Source organism: Pseudomonas fluorescens (assembly GCF_902498195.1).
Classification (GTDB): Bacteria; Pseudomonadota; Gammaproteobacteria; order Pseudomonadales; family Pseudomonadaceae; genus Aquipseudomonas; species Aquipseudomonas fluorescens_BU.
This window is the reverse complement of sequence record NZ_CABVIY010000003.1, coordinates 326,569-343,115: the sequence shown is the minus strand read 5'-3', so window position 1 is coordinate 343,115 and position 16,547 is coordinate 326,569. Positions and strand designations below refer to the sequence as shown.

Below are 16,547 nucleotides of genomic sequence, written 5' to 3'. Positions count from 1 at the left end.
TTTTGAACGGTGTACATCAACAAGAGTCAGGTCGGCTATCAGGCCGCCTCGCTTTGGCTTTTGATTTTGATCTGGGCGCCCCGTTAAACCACGATGGCCGAACGCAGGCATTGCGCAGTGGGTAAACCGCCAGGACGCCGGTTTAGCCGCGCTGGGCCAGGGATGGCCCAGCGCGGCGACCATGTGTCCAGTCCGTACAGCTATTCAAAGTGACCCGCTGTAAGAGCGGAACCATAAGCCGCCGTTACCGCAGCAACGGATCCACACCCAATAACCGACACGCCCCAGCCCTGGCTCACCCGACGCAGGAGCCTGCGGCAGCCCTGCCCGCTCTACTCCCCACCCCGGCACACCCGTTCAATCGGCAGGGTGATCAGTTGTCCATCAGCGCCAAAAAAACTGGAGCGCACATTCGTGATCAAACGCCGGCTGAATGAACTGGACTTGCTGCGTTTTCTGGCAGCCATGGCCGTGGTGTTTTTTCACTATGCGTTCCGTGGCTACGCAAAAGGCGACATGTCCACGATGCCCTACCCGTTGCTGGCAGAGCCGGCGAAATACGGTTACCTGGGTGTCGAGCTGTTTTTCATGATCAGCGGATTCGTCATCCTGATGACCGCTTCGAACAACAACCTCAAAGTGTTTTTCATCTCCCGCGCCATCCGTCTCTACCCGGCGTTCTGGGCGTGCTGCACCCTGACGTTCGTGATCACCCTGGCCATCGGACAACCCCGGTACACCGCCGATTTTTATCAATACCTTGTCAACATGACACTACTGAGCGAATTCATCGGTGTGCCGCCCATCGATGGCGTGTACTGGTCACTGTTTGTGGAAATAAAGTTCTACCTGATGATTTCGGTACTGCTGGGCATGAGGAAAATTGAAAAAATCGAGAGCTGCCTGGTGGTCTGGCTCTTGATTGCCGCCACGGCAGAAGGGCTCGCGTTTGAAAAGCTGCGCTCGATATTGATTACCGACTACGCCGCCTATTTCATCGCGGGTGCAACGTTCTACCTCCTGTGGAACAAGGGATTCACCAAGACGCGAGTGTTCCTGTTGATCGGCGCATTGGCACTGGCCTGCTACACCGCGGTGGCATGGGCCGCATTGCTCGAAAGCAAATACCCCACCGAGTTCAGCCCGCTGATCGTGTGCAGCATCATCACCCTGTTCTTCGTCACATTCCTTTTGATCATCATGAACAGGACGGGCGTCATCGGGCGATTGAACTGGACGACCGCAGGGGCAATCACCTACCCGCTTTACCTGCTGCACCAAATGATCGGTTTCATGATCTTCAACATCGCCTACCCGGCGGTCAATTCACACGTGCTGTTATGGGGCACCATCGCCTTGATGCTGGGTGCCTCTTACATCATTCACAAGAAAGTAGAAGTTCCGCTTGCCCGTTCGTTGAAAAAACTCCTTTCAGTCTCCTTCAATCGCATCAAAGCTGATCAGCCCTGACTCAGAGCTGGCGCTTTCATGTCTCCCAGGGCGCCATGCCGTCCACGTCCATGGCGTACCTGGCGATCGCCTCGGCACACACATCCGCCGCCATTTGCCCTTCGTGAACCAGCGCGGTCAGCGCACTCAAGACGATCTGATGACGATCCACTTCGAAGAACCGGCGCAGCCGCTGGCGGGTGTCACTGCGCCCGAAACCGTCGGTGCCGAGCGCGGTGTATCGGCCCGTCGTATAACTGGCAATCAGTTGCGGCACCGCGCGAACGTAATCGGTACAGGCAATGACCGGAGCCCGGTCGTCGAGCGACGCTTGCAGGTGACTGTGCCGCGCCGGTTGTTGTGGATGCAGGCGATTCCAGCGTTCGACCTCCCGGGCATCACGGGCCAGTTCGGTGAAACTGGTGACGCTCCACACCTGGCTGTCGATGTTCCAGTCACTGGCCAGTAACCCGGCGGCGGCGATGACTTCGCGCAGGATGGCGCCCGAACCCAGCAACTGCACGCGACCACGGGCAGCTTTTGATTCATGTCGGGCAAACCGGTACATGCCCTTGATGATGGCTGCTTCGACACCTGCCGGCAGGTTGGGCTGCGGGTAGTTCTCGTTCATCAGGGTGACGTAGTAAAACTCGTCCACCTGGCGCTCGAGCATCTGACGCATGCCGTGATCCAGGATCACCGCGAATTCGCCGGCAAAGGCCGGGTCGTACGCCCGGCAGTTGGGGACCGTCGCGGCCATCAGGTGGCTGCTGCCGTCCTGGTGTTGCAGGCCTTCGCCGCCCAGGGTCGTGCGGCCGGCGGTGGCACCGAGCAGGAAGCCGCGAGCCCGTTGATCGGCGGCGGCCCAGATCAGGTCGCCAATGCGCTGGAACCCGAACATCGAGTAGTAGATATAGAACGGCAGCATGGGCAAGCCATGAACCGAGTAACTGGTCGCGGCGGCGACCCAGGAACTGATCGCCCCCGCCTCGCTGATGCCCTCCTCCAGGATCTGGCCATCGAGGGCTTCGCGATAGCTGAGGATCGAACCGATGTCTTCCGGTTCATAGCGTTGCCCGACGCTGGAGTAGATACCGATCTGCTTGAACAGGCTGGCCATGCCGAACGTCCGCGCCTCGTCCGCCACAATCGGCACGATGCGCGGCCCCAATTGCTTGTCCCGCAGCAACCCGCCGAGCAGGCGGACGAAAGCCATCGTGGTCGACATTTCCTTGCCATCGGCGGCGATGGCGAACGTGCCGTAGCCATTGATATCCGGAATCGGCAATGGCGCACAGACAGAGGATCGCGCCGGCATGTAGCCGCCCAGCGCACGGCGACGTTCATGCAGGTAGCGCATCTCGGCGCTGTTTTCGTCCGGCTTGAAGAAGCTCAGCGCGGCGGCCTGCTCATCGGTCAACGGCAAGTTGAAGCGGTTGCGAAAGGCGAGCAAGGCGTCCTTGTCGAGTTTCTTCTGCTGGTGCACGGTCATCTTGCCCTGCCCCGCGTCGCCCATGCCGAAACCCTTCTTGGTCTGCGCCAAAACCACCGTGGGCTTGCTGCTTTCAAGCTGTGCGCTGTGATACGCGGCAAAGATCTTCACCAGGTCATGACCACCGCGCTTGAGGCGGTCGATCTGCTCATCGCTCAGGCCCTCGGCCAACTGCGCCAGGGCCTCGTTCTGGCCGAAGAACTGCTCACGGTTGAAACGCCCGTCCTTGGTCGCGAATGTCTGGAACTGGCCATCGACGGTGCTGGACAACGCCTTGACCAGGGCGCCCTCGGTATCACGGGCGAACAGGCTGTCCCAATCGGAGCCCCAGACCAGTTTGATCACGTTCCAGCCGGCGCCGCCGAACAGCGCTTCCAGTTCGTCGATGATGCGGCCGTTGCCACGCACCGGCCCGTCCAGGCGTTGCAGGTTGCAGTTGACCACCCACACCAGATTGTCCAGCCCCTCCCGCGCGGCCAGGGTCAGCGCCGACATGCTCTCGGGCTCGTCCATTTCGCCGTCGCCGAACACTCCCCAGACGGTCCGGCCCGTGGTGTCTTGCAGGCCACGGTGGTGCAGATAGCGCATGAAACGCGCCTGGTAGATCGAGCTGATCGGACCGATGCCCATGGAGCCGGTGGGGAACTGCCAGAAGTCCGGCATCAGCCACGGGTGCGGATAACTCGACAGGCCTCGCGCGCCATGGGCGCGAGCGCCGATTTCCTGCCGATAGTGTTGCAGGTCCTGCTCATCGAGGCGTCCTTCGAGGAACGCCCGGGCGTAGACACCCGGCGCCGAATGCGGCTGATAGAACACCAGGTCGCCACCGCTGGTGTCGGTACGCGCCTTGAAGAAATGGTTGAAACCCACTTCGAACAGGTCGGCGGCGCTGGCGTAACTGGCGATGTGCCCGCCCAATTCGCCATAGGCATGGTTGGCCCTGGCAACCATCGCCAGCGCGTTCCAGCGCATGATCGAGGCCAGCCGTTCTTCAATGGCCAAATCCCCAGGGAATACAGGCTGCTGCTCAACGCCAAGGGTGTTGATGTAAGGCGTGCGATGGCTGGGTCGCCAACCGAGATCCGACTCCCTCGCCACGGCCACCAGCCGGTCGAGAATCCGCCTGGCCTGGTCCGCGCCGCCATGGGCGATGACAGACAACAGGGCATCGCGCCACTCCGCAATTTCCTGGTGATCTTCGGCTGACTGGCCGGGCAACGGGTCATGACGCTCGGGCGGGTTCATGGGCCTCTCCTGCACGTGTCGGGTGACGCTCGCCCACCATCATGCATCAAGTCCCTTGGGTTGGCTTTCGCTAAATCACAGGGTGCCTGCGAGCGTGTTGAGCACCGACCCCGAGCAGCGCCTCCCGGAAAAATTAATGAACCCTGCCGGTGAGTACCCGCCTAACCGAATGACCATCAGGAGGTGACTCATGCACATTGAAACGACGTGGTTTGTATTGGCGGCCGTGCTTTTAGCGATCGAATTGTGGGCGATCAACCGGTTGCGCAAAAGCGAAGGCAAATCCAGCACTCGGGGGGTGTGGATGGTGGTAATCGTGTTTATGCCGCTGGTTGGCTTGCTCCTTTGGGCACTGGCAGGACCGAAGTACATCGGTCACGAGCCGAATTCATCGCAGGCCCTCCAGTAAAGCGGGTGAACGCGCCCATGCAGGAGTGAAACTTGCTCGCGAAAGCGATGTGTCAGGCGACATCAATGTGGATGGACCCGCCGCCATCGCGAGCAAGCTTTGCTGCCAGAGGCTTTTCCAAGTGACTCGCCGTTCCCTCAATCAGGCATTCCCGCCCCCCGACCGAATGAACGAATACCGATCAATATCCTCCCGCAACTGCCACCCCTGCCTGCGCCAATATCGCGCCGCAGCCTCATTGGTCTTGAACACATCAAGGTGACATTTGACGATCCCCTGCTGCTCCAGAACAGCCAGGCAACACTCGACCAGGCCCTGGGCAATCCCCCGGCGCCGATACGCCGGCAGCACCAGCAAATGCTGCAGGTAACCTCGCCGACCGTCATGCCCGCTCATCACGCAGCCGACCAGCACATCGTCGACTTCAGCGACGAAACTCATCCCGGGATTGCGTTGCAGGTAACGCGCGGTCGCCTCGCGGGAGTCGGCATCGCGCAGGGCGATGCCCGGGGTGTTGGCCATGAACTCCATGACCGCCTCGTAATCGTCCAGGGTCATGACTCGGATGTTGAACATTGATGGGTGCCTGTTGGAAAACGGAAAGCGCAGGCTAGCAAAAGCCGCCCGGCGGTTGTGTGAAGTTCCCGGGTCAGTGTTTTGTATCGCCGTGTAGCTTTGCCGGGCCAGGGTACAGAGCGATACACAAAGGCAGGTTGAAGACACACACCGCGTACATGACGGTGAAAAAGTGCGCGGGCGGCCTCCAGGTGTTTTTCGATCCGTCGAGCGACATCCAGGGCCAACACCAAAAATCTTCAGGAGCCCCCATGATCAATCCAATCGACACCGTGCTGTACACCGGCAAGACCGTTACCACCGGCGGCCGCCAGGGCGAATCGCGCAGCGACGACGGACGCCTGGACGTCAAGCTTTCCCCGCCAGGTTCGTCCGGCAGTGGCACCAATCCCGAACAACTGCTGGGTGCCGGTTGGTCCGCCTGTTTCATCGGCGCCATGGGCAAGGCCGCGACCGCGTTGAAGGTGAGCCTGCCGGCTGACGTCAGCGTCGCCACCGAAATTGACCTGGGCAAAAGCGACACCGCGTTTTTCCTCCAGGCGCGCCTGAATGTAAGCCTGCCCGGCCTGGACCCGGCGCTGGCCCGCACCCTGGTGGACGCCGCCCACCAGACCTGCCCGTACTCCAAGGCGACCCGGGGCAACATCGACGTGACGATCAACCTGGTTTAAACGCCGACCTGTGTAGGAGCGAGCACGCTCGCGATGGTGTATCAGACACATCGCTGTAGCTGACACACCATCGCGAGCAGGCTCGCTCCCACAGAAAAGCGGGACATATTCAGCCGACGGACATTAAAAAGCCCGCACAAGGCGGGCTCTGGGAGGATTTAGTAGGTGGCCAGTGCTGGTCTCTGGCTTACGAGGTTTATCAGGACTCTCACAGGAACAGCAATGCACTGTCCTGCTTCACACGGCATAAGGGCTGGATCTCAGCGCGGAGATCTTTCTAACCGTGTACCCTTCGGAGCGCGCCCCACGCGTCCTCGCTATCCGCTTGCGCATAAGTCTGCGTTTTCACCTACAAAATTGAGATTAGCAAAGCCCTCACGAAATGCGACGGTGTTTTTAGACCGTTTTCGTTCTGTGAAAAACGCCGCAGGACGGAAAAATGCTATCGCCGCCGTTTATGGGAGCTGTGTAGGAGCTTGTAGGAGCTTGTAGGAGCTGACGAGTGAAACGAGGCTGCGATCTTTTGATCTTGTTTTTTAACGTTAAAAGATCGCAGCCTCGTTTCACTCGTCAGCTCCTACACAGTTCCCTCAGGGATTTGTAATGTGCTGCATAAATGCCTATTTTGCTGTGATATCACAGCACTCTTTCCGCTCAGGCTTTATCAGCCTCCCGGATTCAGGCGTGTGCAGGCTGGCATGCGAAATGCCCTGTCCCCGATACCATAAGTAAAATCGAGCCGACCATCGATGGATATCCTGAATCTGCTGGCCCATAAAGCCCCGCCCCTGACCAGCACCCTGAGTGCTGACGGGCACCTTGTCAGCCTGTCCGCCAGCCTGAGCGATCAATTGGGTTATGCGCCTGAAGAACTGCTCGATCAACCGATCGAACGCCTGTTCAGCATCGACTCGCTGCGCACCCTGCAAGCGCTGTTCGCCAACCCGCCGGCCGACGAGCAGGTCTACAGCCTGGAGCTGACCCTGATCCGCCATAACGGCGGGTTGTTGCACGTGGTCGCCAGCGGCTTGCTGGAGTGGCGGGCGGTGCAACCGGCACGCCTGCACCTGCTGAAAATCCCCTTGGGGATACTGGGCCATCGATTGCGGGAAATGCACAACGCCAATGAAGTGATGAGCCAGATGCTGCAGAGCGCCAAGGTCGCCTACTGGTGCATCGAGTTCGCCGAGGCGGTGGACATCAACCATACGCCGGATGAAATCGTCCGCCAGGTGTTCGAAAACGACTCCCACTGGCGCCTGTGCAACCGCGCCATGGCCGAGGTCTACGAGATGCCCTCGGATGTCGATTTCAACCAGCAACCGGTGCGCCTGTACTGGCCGCGCAGTCCGGCCAACGAAGAGTTTGTGCGGCGCCTGATCGAGGCCGGGTTCAGTGTCGATTGCGCCCTCTCGGTGGATCGCCGGCATGACGGCTCGCCGGCTTATGTGGAAAACGACGTGCGGGCGACCATCGTCAACGGCCAGCTGCTGCGGATGTGGGGCAGCATTCGCGACGTCAGCCAGGAATTGCGCATGCAACACGACGCCGAGCAGCGCATCGATGCCCTGCGCCGGGTGTTCGACGCGGTGCCCGACGCGGTGCTGGTGATCGATGAACAACTGCAACCGCAATGGCGCAACGCCGCGTTCGAAGAAACGTTCGGCATCACCCATGGCGCCGGCATCGCCCGCTTGCTGCTGGACAATGCCCTGCCCGAGCGCACCTGGCACAGCTTGCCGCTGCCCGACCTGGGCGGGCGCGAACGCCACTTTAATGTGCATTGCTCGCGGATTCTGATCCGTGAGGGCGTGGCCTGGCGGGTCGCGGTGTTCCGGCAAAGCCAGGGCGTTCGCCACGCCGAAGAGTTGCACCCATGAAAGACACCAACCTGCCCCCGACGCTGCAGATGGGCATGCGCTCTTCGGTCAATGCCAGTAGCGAAGTGCTCGGCGCATTGCTGGAGACCCCGGCCCTGCACGCGCTGCTCGACAGCTTCAGCGACGCGTTGATCGTCACCGATGGCGAAGGTCGGGTGCGGTTTCTCAACCTGGCCGCCGAGCGCGTCAACCGGTTGTCGAAACAGCAGGCTGTGGGCCTGTCCGAGCGTGATTTCTTCCAGCGTTCGGCCTTGAACTACGACGACTTGCTGACAGCCTTGAACCGTGGCGGCAACCACGCGCTGACCCGCTCGCGCGAAGGTCGGGTCTTGCTCAGCAGCACCCACGCGATTCCCACGGGGGCCTACGAAAAGCCGTTCCGCATGTTGACCCAGAAAGATGTCGACGGCAGCCAGCCACAACGTCGCCCGACCCTGGGCAGTCGGCCGGTGGAGCCGCAAGGCCTGCGCGACCCCCAGGACAATGCCCTGCACCTTTCGCCGCAACTGTCGAGCATCGCCGATACCGGCGTGCGTGCGTTTCGCCGACGCGCACGGTTGTTGCTGCTGGGTGAGCCGGGGGTCGGCAAGACCGCCATCGCCCGGCACATTCACCGGGCGGCCGGTTGGGGCGACCGGCCGTTCATTCATGTGAACTGCGGGAGCATTCCGGAGAGCCTGTTCGAATCGGAGATGTTCGGGTACGAGCGCGGCGCGTTTACCGGCGCCCTGCAAGGCGGCAAGCAGGGCTATATCGAGGCGGCCTCGGGCGGCACCTTGTTCCTCGACGAAATCGGTGAAATCCCCCTGCATGTCCAGGCCAAGCTGTTGAAGTTTCTCGAAGACAGCACCATCCAGTCGGTCGGTTCGCCGTTGAGCAAAACCGTGCAGGTCCAGGTGATTGCCGCCACCAACAAGGACCTGCGTCATCTGGTCAGCACCGGCGAATTTCGTGCCGACCTTTACTACCGCCTTGCGGTGTTGCCGGTAGAAATTCCACCGCTGCGCCAGCATCTGGATGACTTGCCGTTTCTCATCGACATTCTGCTAAGCCGCATCAACGTTGACCGCGAGCCCTCGCTGAGCCTGTCGGCCGGCTGTCGCAAGCGCCTGATGGGTTATGACTTCCCCGGCAACGTTCGGGAACTGGTGAACATCTTCGAACGCCTGGCGGTGCTCGCGGACGACGAGGCACAGGAGCAGCATTTGCCGGCTGAACTGCTCGCACCGGCGCGTGCCCGGGAACCGGCAAAAGGGGCGATGGCGGATCAAGACGATCCGGAACAAAACCTCAAGCTCCAGGTTCAACAATTCGAACGCCAGGTCATCCTCCAGGCCGTGGCGTTGTGCGGCAGCAAGCGCAAGGCGGCGCAGCACCTGGGCATCGATATCGGCACCTTGATCCGCAAGCTTCAGCGCGACTGAAGCCCCTGCCCCACCCTCCAACCTGACTCGGCCCCTGTGGGAGCGGGCTTGCTCGCGAAAGCGGTGTGTCAGTCACTGTCTATCTTGCATGTCAAACCGCTTTCGCGAGCAAGCCCGCTCCCACAGGGGCCTTACCCTTCTTCGATTTCGCTTAACCGCTGCGAAAACGCATACATATCTAGTTACTTCTGCCTGCCCCCAGCCCTCACCAAAACAATAATCCTTTTATATTCAACAAGTTAATAACTTGGCACGCCCTGTGCTCCTGCTATCCGCATCCCACCATCGTGGGGCTCGCTAGCCAGGAGGAATAATAAGAATGTTGATCACCGGGATCAAAAGCCGGCCGGTCTATGACCGGTTGCAACCGCTGCCGGGCGGCAGGCGGCATATCGTTGCCGGGCAAGGCAGCGGCGGGCGCGCCATGTTGCGCCTGCTGGACGACATGGCCGGCCTGGATCGGCCCATCACCCTGCTGTACTCCCAGGAGTCCTTCTCCGGCCAGGACTTTCTCGCTCAATTGCAGCAGGCACACCCGCACCTGCCCTTGCAGGTGCTCGCGTCCAACCAGGCCCTGATCGAGGCGCTCAAGGCGCTGCTGATCGACGCCCGCATGGGCACCCGCCTGTACCTGGCCGGTTCCGAAAGCTTCCTCGGCAGTGCCATGCAAGTGGCCACGCATTTCGACCTGAACCGTGACGAAGTCCTGCGCGAACACTCCGGCACCCTGGTGCGCCGCGTCTGGTGCGTGCACTGCGACACCTACACCGAAAACGTCACCCAGCGCCTCTACGACTGCCCTGGTTGCGGCCTGACGCTGGTGGTGCGCGACCACTATTCACGGCGCCTGGCGGCGTTTCAGGCGGTCAAGGCCGATGCCGAAGTACCGGGCGAATTGCCCCCAGCCGAGGAGCTCGATACATGAGCCAGAACAATGGGACATTGAATCTGCGCGTAGCCCGCATCGAAGCGGTGACCCCGCAAATCAAGCGCTTCACCCTGGTCGCTCCCAGCGGCGCGCACCTGCCGGCCTTCTCCGGTGGCAGCCACGTCGTGGTGCTGATCGGCAACGGCAACAACACCCTGCGCAACCCCTATTCGCTGCTCAGCTCGCCCTATGACACCAGCAGTTACCAGATCGCCGTGCGCCGGGTCGACAGCGGTCGCGGCGGCTCCATGGCGTTGCACGACAACGTCAACGAGGGCGACCTGATCGAAGTCACGCCCCCGGTCAATCTGTTCCCGCTGATCAAACAGGCGCGCCTGCATCTGTTCATCGCCGGCGGCGTGGGCATCACCCCGGTGATCTCCCAGCTGGAAGAGTTGCGCCTGAGCAAGGTGCCGTTCGAACTGCACTACGCGGTGCGTGGCGAAGCACATGCGCAGCTGGGCAACGAGTTGCAGGCCACCTACGGCGAACAGGTTCACCTGTACCGCAAGGGCATCGAATCACGCATGGACATCGGCCGGATCCTCGCGGATCGCCCGCTCGGCAGCCACGTCTATGCCTGTGGCCCGGACAGCATGATCGACGCCACGCTCGCCTGCGCCCGCGACCTGGGCTGGACCGACAGCCACGTGCACTTCGAGCGCTTCCTTGAGCAGAGCAGCGGCGGCGAGGCCTTCAGTTTCACCCTCGGTCGCAGCGGCACCACTATCGAGGTTTCCCCCGACCAGACCATGCTCGAAGCGGTGGAAGCCGCCGGCTACAGCATGCCTTACCTGTGTCGCGGTGGCGCCTGTGGGCACTGTGAAACCGAGGTACTGGAGCTCGACGGCGAGTTGCTGCACAGCGATGACTGGCTGTCTGACGAGGACAAGAACGGCCGCAAGAAAATCATGCCCTGCGTATCCCGCGCCAAATGCAATCGCCTGGTCATCGACCTCTGATCGACGGAGAAAAAAACATGAATATCCAATTCAATCCCGACGAAACCTACCGCGACGACTACACCTTCGCCAACAGCCCGGAAACCATCGCCCGCGCCCCCTTCCCGTTCCCCGATGACGACTACATGTACTCGATGAACCTCGAGCCGCATGTCTCGGTGGGCGACGGGGCGTTCCGGGCGGCGTTCGATATCGACGAGCACTACATCAGCGAGTGCCGCGACCGCGCGATCACCCTGGAGAAAGACCCGGGCATGCACTACGTCTCGGCGCCGCACATGATGGAGGCGCAATGGGACCTGCTGGAATTGATCATGGAGTCCTACGCCCGCGACTACCCGCAGTACTTCAGCCTTGAGCGTGAAGGCCGCCAATGGCACTGGACCAACCGCCTGCTGGGCATCGACGATCGTTTCACCTTCGGCGACCCGGCCACCCTGCCCTATGAGCCGATGGAATACGTGACCCGCCAGGCCCAGGGCGACTGGGTCTTGCAGGAAGAACGCGACGGCACGTTGTACTGGGGTGCGGGCATTGCCACCCAGCGCGCCGATTATTCGCTGCGTTTCAACCTCGGCATGAGCTGGGAAGAGTTCCACGGCCCGGTGCCGCTGGTGAAGGAAATCGGCATGCTCGACCGCGCCCTGAAGTTCCTGCTGCGCCTGCGCACCGGCCATCCGGTGCGCCGCCTGAACTGGTCGCTGACGGTTAATCCGCGCCTTGAAGTGTCGGCCGAGAGCCTGCCGGAATGGGCGCCGGACCGGACCATCGTCACTGCCGAAAACGCCGGCAAACTGGTGTACCTGCGCATCGAGTTGCAGCCATTGCACCGCCTGCCGCGCAGCAACGCCATCGTCTTTCCGATCCGCACCTACCTGCTGAGCCTGGAAGACATCGCCACCCATCCCGCCTGGGCCCGGCGCATGCACCGCGTGCTGCGGGACCTGAATCAGCAACTGGTGGATTACAAGGGCTTCAGCAGGTATCGCGATGCTGCCGTTGAGTGGCTGTCGCAGTACGACGACGAAACCAAAGCCTGACGCTATCCCCTGTGGGAGCCAGCCTGCTGGCGATGGCGACCCCAAGACCGCCATCGCCAGCAGGCTGGCTCCCACAGGTTCGAGGTATCCGTGAACTGGCGGTCCAACCCGCCAGCACCGCAATCCACTGCCATTGATAATGAGGAAATAACATGAGTGGCTCATCCAACCCGCGTGCAAGCGCCAGCGCCGATCAGGATGCGGAACAACTCCGCGCCCTGGGCTACAGCTCGGATTTCAATCGCAGCATGAGCCTGTGGGAGAACTTTTCCCTGGGCTTTACCTACCTCTCGCCGGTCGTCGGCGTCTACACCCTGTTCGGCCTGTGCCTGGCCGCCGGCGGCCCGCCGATGTTCTGGTCTTACCTGTTGATCGGCGCCGGGCAGATGCTGGTGTGCCTGATCTTCGGTGAAGTGGTTTCGCAGTTCCCGATTTCCGGTGGCGTCTACCCGTGGGCCCGTCGCCTGGTGGGCAAGCGCTGGGCGTGGATGGTCGGCTGGGTGTATGCCTGGGCCCTGTGCGCCACCATCGCCGGGGTCGCGGTGGGTGCCGGGCCGTACCTGGCAATCATGATGGGTTTCAAACCCGGTCCCGAGGCCAATATCGGCATCGCCCTGGCGATCATCCTGCTCTCGACTGGGCTGAATCTGGTGGGCACCAAGCTGCTCGCAAGGGTGGCGATGTTCGGCTTTCTCTGCGAACTGGTCGGGGCGATCCTGGTGGGCGGCTACCTGCTGATCTTCGAGCGCCACCAGCCGATCAGCGTGCTGTTCGACACCTTCAACCTGGAAGTGAACGGTTCGTACTTGCCGGCGTTCCTCGCCGCATCGCTGGCCGGCCTGTTCCAGTACTACGGTTTCGAGGCCTGCGGTGATGTCGCCGAAGAAACCCCGAACCCGGGCAAGCGCATCCCCAAGGCCATGCGCATGACCATCTACATCGGCGGCGCGGCGGCGATGTTCGCCTGCCTGGCGTTAATCCTCTCGGTGCCGGACATGGCCAAGGTCCTGGCCGGCGAAGACACCGACCCGGTCGCCACGATCCTCGCCAATGCGTTTGGCCCGGTGGGTTCGCGCCTCGTGATGGCGGTGGTGATGGTCTCGTTCATCTCTTGCGTGCTGAGCCTGCAAGCGGCCGCCAGCCGGCTGCTGTTCGCCTATGCCCGGGACGAAATGATCGTCGGCAGCTCGCTGTTCAAGCGCCTGTCGGCCAATCACGTGCCGTCGTTCGCGTTGCTGGTGAGTGGTCTGGTGCCGGCGGCGATCGTCTGCCTGGGCATGTTCATGGCCGATGCCGTGGCGACCATCGTCGGCTTTGCGGCCATCGGGATCTACGTGGCGTTCCAGCTGATCGTGGTCGCGGCCCTGATCGCCCGCGCCAAGGGCTGGCGCCCGAACGGCCAGTTCACCCTCGGTGCCTGGGGCCTGTGGGTCAACCTGGCCGCGCTGGTCTATGGTGTGTGCGCCATCGTCAACATGGTCTGGCCGCGTTCGCCGGACGCCGCGTGGTACATCAATTACTCGATGATCCTGACCACCCTGGTGGTGATGGGCGCGGGCCTGGTCTACATGCTGCTGGGCAAGCCGTACGACAAAGGCACGGCGCCGGCGGGGGATGCGTGGAAATTTTCGAAGCCTTTGACCCAGCCAGCCGGTCTTTCCGGCGCGTCGGCCCGCAGATCAGCCATCTGACAACGCCTGCATCCCTATAGGAACCGAATCAACATGTGGGAGCGGGCTTGCTCGCGAATACGGTTTAACATTCAACATCAATGTTGGCTGACACACCGCCTTCGCGAGCAAGCCCGCTCCCACCCACAGCGGCTACAATGTGCGCTGGCTATTGCCAATCCCCTTGGCAATGTCGATCCCCCAATCCATCGCCGCCTCCATGTCCAGCATGTGCGGCTTGGGGTCGTGATTCTCGTCGATGACCGAGCCGTCCGGCCGGTAGACACCGATAAACATGCCCAACGAACCGTCTTTCAGGATTTCGGCCTTGACCCTGATGCTGCATCCGTTCGACAGCGTCTCCTTGTGCTCCTCATGACGCTCTGTCATCGCGACTTTCCTCCCGTGGCTGGTGATTGACTCTACTGGCCATGCTAGCTCAGGCCACCGAAACAGCGCTGTTTGACGAGACAAAAGGCAGCGCCTGACAGCGGCGCAATGCCACCTATACTACAAGCCACCTCCCCCCTGGGGTCTGCATTTCCAACAATAAGAAGCAGAGGTGAAACATGGTCTGGCAGCAAGTCTACGATCCGTTCAGTAACCCGGTGATTTCAACCCTGATGGCCGCCGTCCCCGTGGTGGTGATGCTGGCCGCCCTGGCGTTCTTCCATGTCAAGGCACACCTGGCGGCCTTGCTCGCCCTGGCCTCGGCGCTGGTGATCGCCATCTTCGCCTTCGGCATGCCCGCCAACATGGCAGGCTCGGCGGCGTTGTACGGCGCCGCCAACGGCCTGTTGCCCATTGGCTGGATCGTCTTGAACATCATTTTCCTGCACAGGCTGACCACCGAAAACGGCTCGTTCAAAGTGCTGCAGGACTCCCTGGCGCGAATCACCGACGACCGCCGCCTGCAACTGCTGCTGATTGCCTTCTGCTTCGGCGCCTTCTTCGAAGGAGCCGCCGGCTTCGGTACACCGGTGGCGGTGACCGGGGCGATTCTGATCGGGCTGGGTTTTTCACCGCTGGCCGCCTCGGGCCTGGCGCTGATCGCCAACACCGCGCCGGTCGCGTTCGGCGCCCTGGGCACGCCGATCATCACCCTGGCCAAAGTCACCGGGCTGGATGAAATGGAGTTGTCGATGATGGTCGGCCGGCAGCTGCCGTTCTTCTCGGTGATCGTGCCGTTCTGGTTGATCTGGGCCTTCGCCGGTTGGCGCAAGATGCTGGAAATCTGGCCGGCGATCCTCGTCGCCGGGGTCAGTTTTGCCATCCCGCAGTTCCTGGTGTCCAACTATCACGGGCCGATGCTGGTGGACGTGATCGCCGCGCTGATTTCCATGGCGTGCCTGACCGGTTTCCTGCGGGTCTGGAAGCCGGCCACCGTGCACACCTCCGCCGCGCTCACCGGGCGGGTCGACAACTCGAAAATCGATGACGAATACGCCAGCAAGACCGAACCGAGCGCTGCGTTTGCCAGCGACTCGAAAAAGGCGGTGATGCGCGCGTGGATGCCGTGGATCATTCTTACCGTCTTCGTCTTCGCCTGGGGCACCCAAGGCTTCAAAAACATGTTCGACACCCGCCCGGCGATCGACCCGGCCACCCGTTCGGCCAAGCTCGACCCGCAGGGAAAACCGCTGCGCGAAGCCAACCCGGTTTTCGCCCCGGTCCTGACCTTCGCCACGATTCACCAGCAAATCGAGAAGGTCCCGCCGGTTGTGCCGGCGCCTAAAACCGAAGACGCGGTGTACAAGTTCACCTGGTTCACCGCCACCGGCAGCGGCATCCTGCTGGCCGCGATTGTCGGCGGCCTGCTGATGGGCTACACCATCCCGCAGCTGATTCACCAATACCTGCGCACGATCTGGGTGGTGCGCTACTCGTTAATCACCATCACCGCGATGCTTGCCCTCGGTTTCCTCACGCGCTACTCCGGGCTGGACGCCACCATGGGCCTGGCCTTCGCCGCGACGGGGATTTTCTACCCGATGTTCGGCACCCTGCTCGGCTGGCTCGGCGTGGCGCTGACCGGCTCCGACACGGCCTCCAACGTGCTGTTCGGCGGGCTGCAAAAAGTCACCGCCGAGCAGCTGGGATTGAGCCCGGTGTTGATGGCCGCCGCCAACAGTTCCGGCGGGGTCATGGGCAAGATGGTCGATGCGCAATCGATCGTGGTCGCCTCTACCGCCACCCGCTGGTACGGGCATGAAGGGGAAATCCTGCGCTATGTGTTCTTCCACTCGATCATTCTGGCGATCCTGGTCGGTGGTTTGGTGACGTTGCAGGCTTATGTGGCGCCGTTCAGTCATATGGTGGTGGGTGGGCATTGATTGGGGGCAACGCTTTTGGCGCACATAGGGGTTGGGTGAATATCCGTTTTTTCGGTAACGGCGGCTATTGGTTCCGCTCTTACAGCGGGTCACTTTCGAAAAGCCTGCGCGGCCCGGCGGAAAGTAACCAAAGCGCTCTTGCCCCACCACTCGGTGCCTCGCTCTGGCTCGGCATGCCCGAACGAAGGCATTGCTCCGTGGGTCGCCGCGAGGGGCCAGCGTGGTTTAACGGGGCGCCCGGATCAAAATCAAAAGCGAGGCGGCGTTAAAGCCGACCTGACGCTTGTTGATGTGCACCGTTCAAATGTGGGAGCGGGCTTGCTCGCGAAGGCGGTGTGTCAGCTGACACGTGTATTGACTGAAACACCGCCTTCGCGAGCAAGCCCGCTCCCACAGGGGAACGTGGGCAACTACAAAGTCATGTCGGCTTTAAGGCCGCCTCGCTTATGCACACCACCGCATCACACT

13 protein-coding genes are annotated in these 16,547 nt (G+C 61.7%); 10 read left to right on the top strand and 3 right to left on the bottom strand.

The features are described from left to right. Positions 1-414: 414 nt before the first annotated feature. The gene (locus F8N66_RS12485) at positions 415-1,470 is read left to right on the top strand and encodes an acyltransferase family protein (RefSeq protein ID WP_150770462.1); all 1,056 of its coding nucleotides are present in this window, start codon (positions 415-417) and stop codon (positions 1,468-1,470) included. Between the two features lie 16 nt (positions 1,471-1,486). Here F8N66_RS12485 and mdeB read toward each other — a convergent pair whose 3' ends face one another. Further along, positions 1,487-4,186 (bottom strand): alpha-ketoglutarate dehydrogenase, encoded by a 2,700-nt coding sequence (gene mdeB / locus F8N66_RS12480; protein ID WP_150770461.1) that lies wholly within the window; start codon positions 4,184-4,186, stop codon positions 1,487-1,489. Positions 4,187-4,376: 190 nt separating this feature from the next. On the opposite strand from mdeB, the gene F8N66_RS12475 reads away from it, so the two are divergent. Further along, complete coding sequence (locus tag F8N66_RS12475; RefSeq protein WP_150770460.1) at positions 4,377-4,595, top strand: PLD nuclease N-terminal domain-containing protein; 219 nt, start codon at positions 4,377-4,379, stop codon at positions 4,593-4,595. A 141-nt stretch (positions 4,596-4,736) separates the two neighbouring features. Here the strand turns inward: F8N66_RS12475 and F8N66_RS12470 are convergent, their stop codons facing one another. Further along, entirely contained in the window at positions 4,737-5,171 is a 435-nt protein-coding gene (locus F8N66_RS12470) for a GNAT family N-acetyltransferase (RefSeq protein WP_150770459.1), read from the bottom strand. Between the two features lie 251 nt (positions 5,172-5,422). On the opposite strand from F8N66_RS12470, the gene F8N66_RS12465 reads away from it, so the two are divergent. The 7 genes from F8N66_RS12465 to F8N66_RS12430 all read left to right on the top strand — a co-directional run bounded on the left by F8N66_RS12465 (position 5,423) and on the right by F8N66_RS12430 (position 13,767). Then, positions 5,423-5,842 (top strand): organic hydroperoxide resistance protein, encoded by a 420-nt coding sequence (locus F8N66_RS12465; protein ID WP_150770458.1) that lies wholly within the window; start codon positions 5,423-5,425, stop codon positions 5,840-5,842. A 749-nt stretch (positions 5,843-6,591) separates the two neighbouring features. Continuing rightward, a complete protein-coding gene (locus F8N66_RS12460) occupies positions 6,592-7,722 on the top strand; it encodes a PAS domain-containing protein (RefSeq protein WP_150770457.1) in 1,131 nt (376 codons plus the stop codon). After that, the gene (locus F8N66_RS12455; protein ID WP_150770456.1) at positions 7,719-9,146 is read left to right on the top strand and encodes a sigma-54 interaction domain-containing protein; all 1,428 of its coding nucleotides are present in this window, start codon (positions 7,719-7,721) and stop codon (positions 9,144-9,146) included. Before F8N66_RS12460 ends, F8N66_RS12455 begins: the two co-directional genes overlap by 4 nt. Positions 9,147-9,465: 319 nt before the next feature. Continuing rightward, entirely contained in the window at positions 9,466-10,071 is a 606-nt protein-coding gene (locus tag F8N66_RS12445) for a dimethylamine monooxygenase subunit DmmA family protein (protein WP_150770455.1), read from the top strand. Next, a complete protein-coding gene (locus tag F8N66_RS12440; RefSeq protein ID WP_150770454.1) occupies positions 10,068-11,036 on the top strand; it encodes a PDR/VanB family oxidoreductase in 969 nt (322 codons plus the stop codon). The genes F8N66_RS12445 and F8N66_RS12440 overlap by 4 nt, the downstream gene beginning before the upstream one ends. Before the next feature lie 17 nt (positions 11,037-11,053). Beyond that, the gene (locus F8N66_RS12435; protein WP_150770453.1) at positions 11,054-12,076 is read left to right on the top strand and encodes a heme-dependent oxidative N-demethylase family protein; all 1,023 of its coding nucleotides are present in this window, start codon (positions 11,054-11,056) and stop codon (positions 12,074-12,076) included. 152 nt (positions 12,077-12,228) lie between these two features. Beyond that, positions 12,229-13,767 carry an APC family permease gene (locus F8N66_RS12430; RefSeq protein WP_150770452.1) on the top strand — a complete coding sequence of 513 codons (1,539 nt, stop codon included), beginning with the start codon at positions 12,229-12,231 and terminating at the stop codon, positions 13,765-13,767. Positions 13,768-13,899: 132 nt separating this feature from the next. On the opposite strand, the gene F8N66_RS12425 is transcribed toward F8N66_RS12430, so the two are convergent. After that, complete coding sequence (locus F8N66_RS12425) at positions 13,900-14,136, bottom strand: hypothetical protein (RefSeq protein ID WP_096512092.1); 237 nt, start codon at positions 14,134-14,136, stop codon at positions 13,900-13,902. 179 nt (positions 14,137-14,315) lie between these two features. Here F8N66_RS12425 and F8N66_RS12420 point away from each other — a divergent pair, with 179 nt between their 5' ends. Further along, entirely contained in the window at positions 14,316-16,079 is a 1,764-nt protein-coding gene (locus F8N66_RS12420) for an L-lactate permease (protein WP_150770451.1), read from the top strand. Positions 16,080-16,547: the final 468 nt, after the last annotated feature.

Bases quoted from the DNA above. Each gene is read 5' to 3' on its own strand.
- mdeB (WP_150770461.1), bottom strand. From the start codon at position 4,186: ATGAACCCGCCCGAGCGTCATGACCCGTTGCCCGGCCAGTCAGCCGAA.
- F8N66_RS12475 (WP_150770460.1), top strand. From the start codon at position 4,377: ATGCACATTGAAACGACGTGGTTTGTATTGGCGGCCGTGCTTTTAGCG.
- F8N66_RS12470 (WP_150770459.1), bottom strand. From the start codon at position 5,171: ATGTTCAACATCCGAGTCATGACCCTGGACGATTACGAGGCGGTCATG.
- F8N66_RS12465 (WP_150770458.1), top strand. From the start codon at position 5,423: ATGATCAATCCAATCGACACCGTGCTGTACACCGGCAAGACCGTTACC.
- F8N66_RS12460 (WP_150770457.1), top strand. From the start codon at position 6,592: ATGGATATCCTGAATCTGCTGGCCCATAAAGCCCCGCCCCTGACCAGC.
- F8N66_RS12455 (WP_150770456.1), top strand. From the start codon at position 7,719: ATGAAAGACACCAACCTGCCCCCGACGCTGCAGATGGGCATGCGCTCT.
- F8N66_RS12445 (WP_150770455.1), top strand. From the start codon at position 9,466: ATGTTGATCACCGGGATCAAAAGCCGGCCGGTCTATGACCGGTTGCAA.
- F8N66_RS12440 (WP_150770454.1), top strand. From the start codon at position 10,068: ATGAGCCAGAACAATGGGACATTGAATCTGCGCGTAGCCCGCATCGAA.
- F8N66_RS12435 (WP_150770453.1), top strand. From the start codon at position 11,054: ATGAATATCCAATTCAATCCCGACGAAACCTACCGCGACGACTACACC.
- F8N66_RS12430 (WP_150770452.1), top strand. From the start codon at position 12,229: ATGAGTGGCTCATCCAACCCGCGTGCAAGCGCCAGCGCCGATCAGGAT.
- F8N66_RS12425 (WP_096512092.1), bottom strand. From the start codon at position 14,136: ATGACAGAGCGTCATGAGGAGCACAAGGAGACGCTGTCGAACGGATGC.
- F8N66_RS12420 (WP_150770451.1), top strand. From the start codon at position 14,316: ATGGTCTGGCAGCAAGTCTACGATCCGTTCAGTAACCCGGTGATTTCA.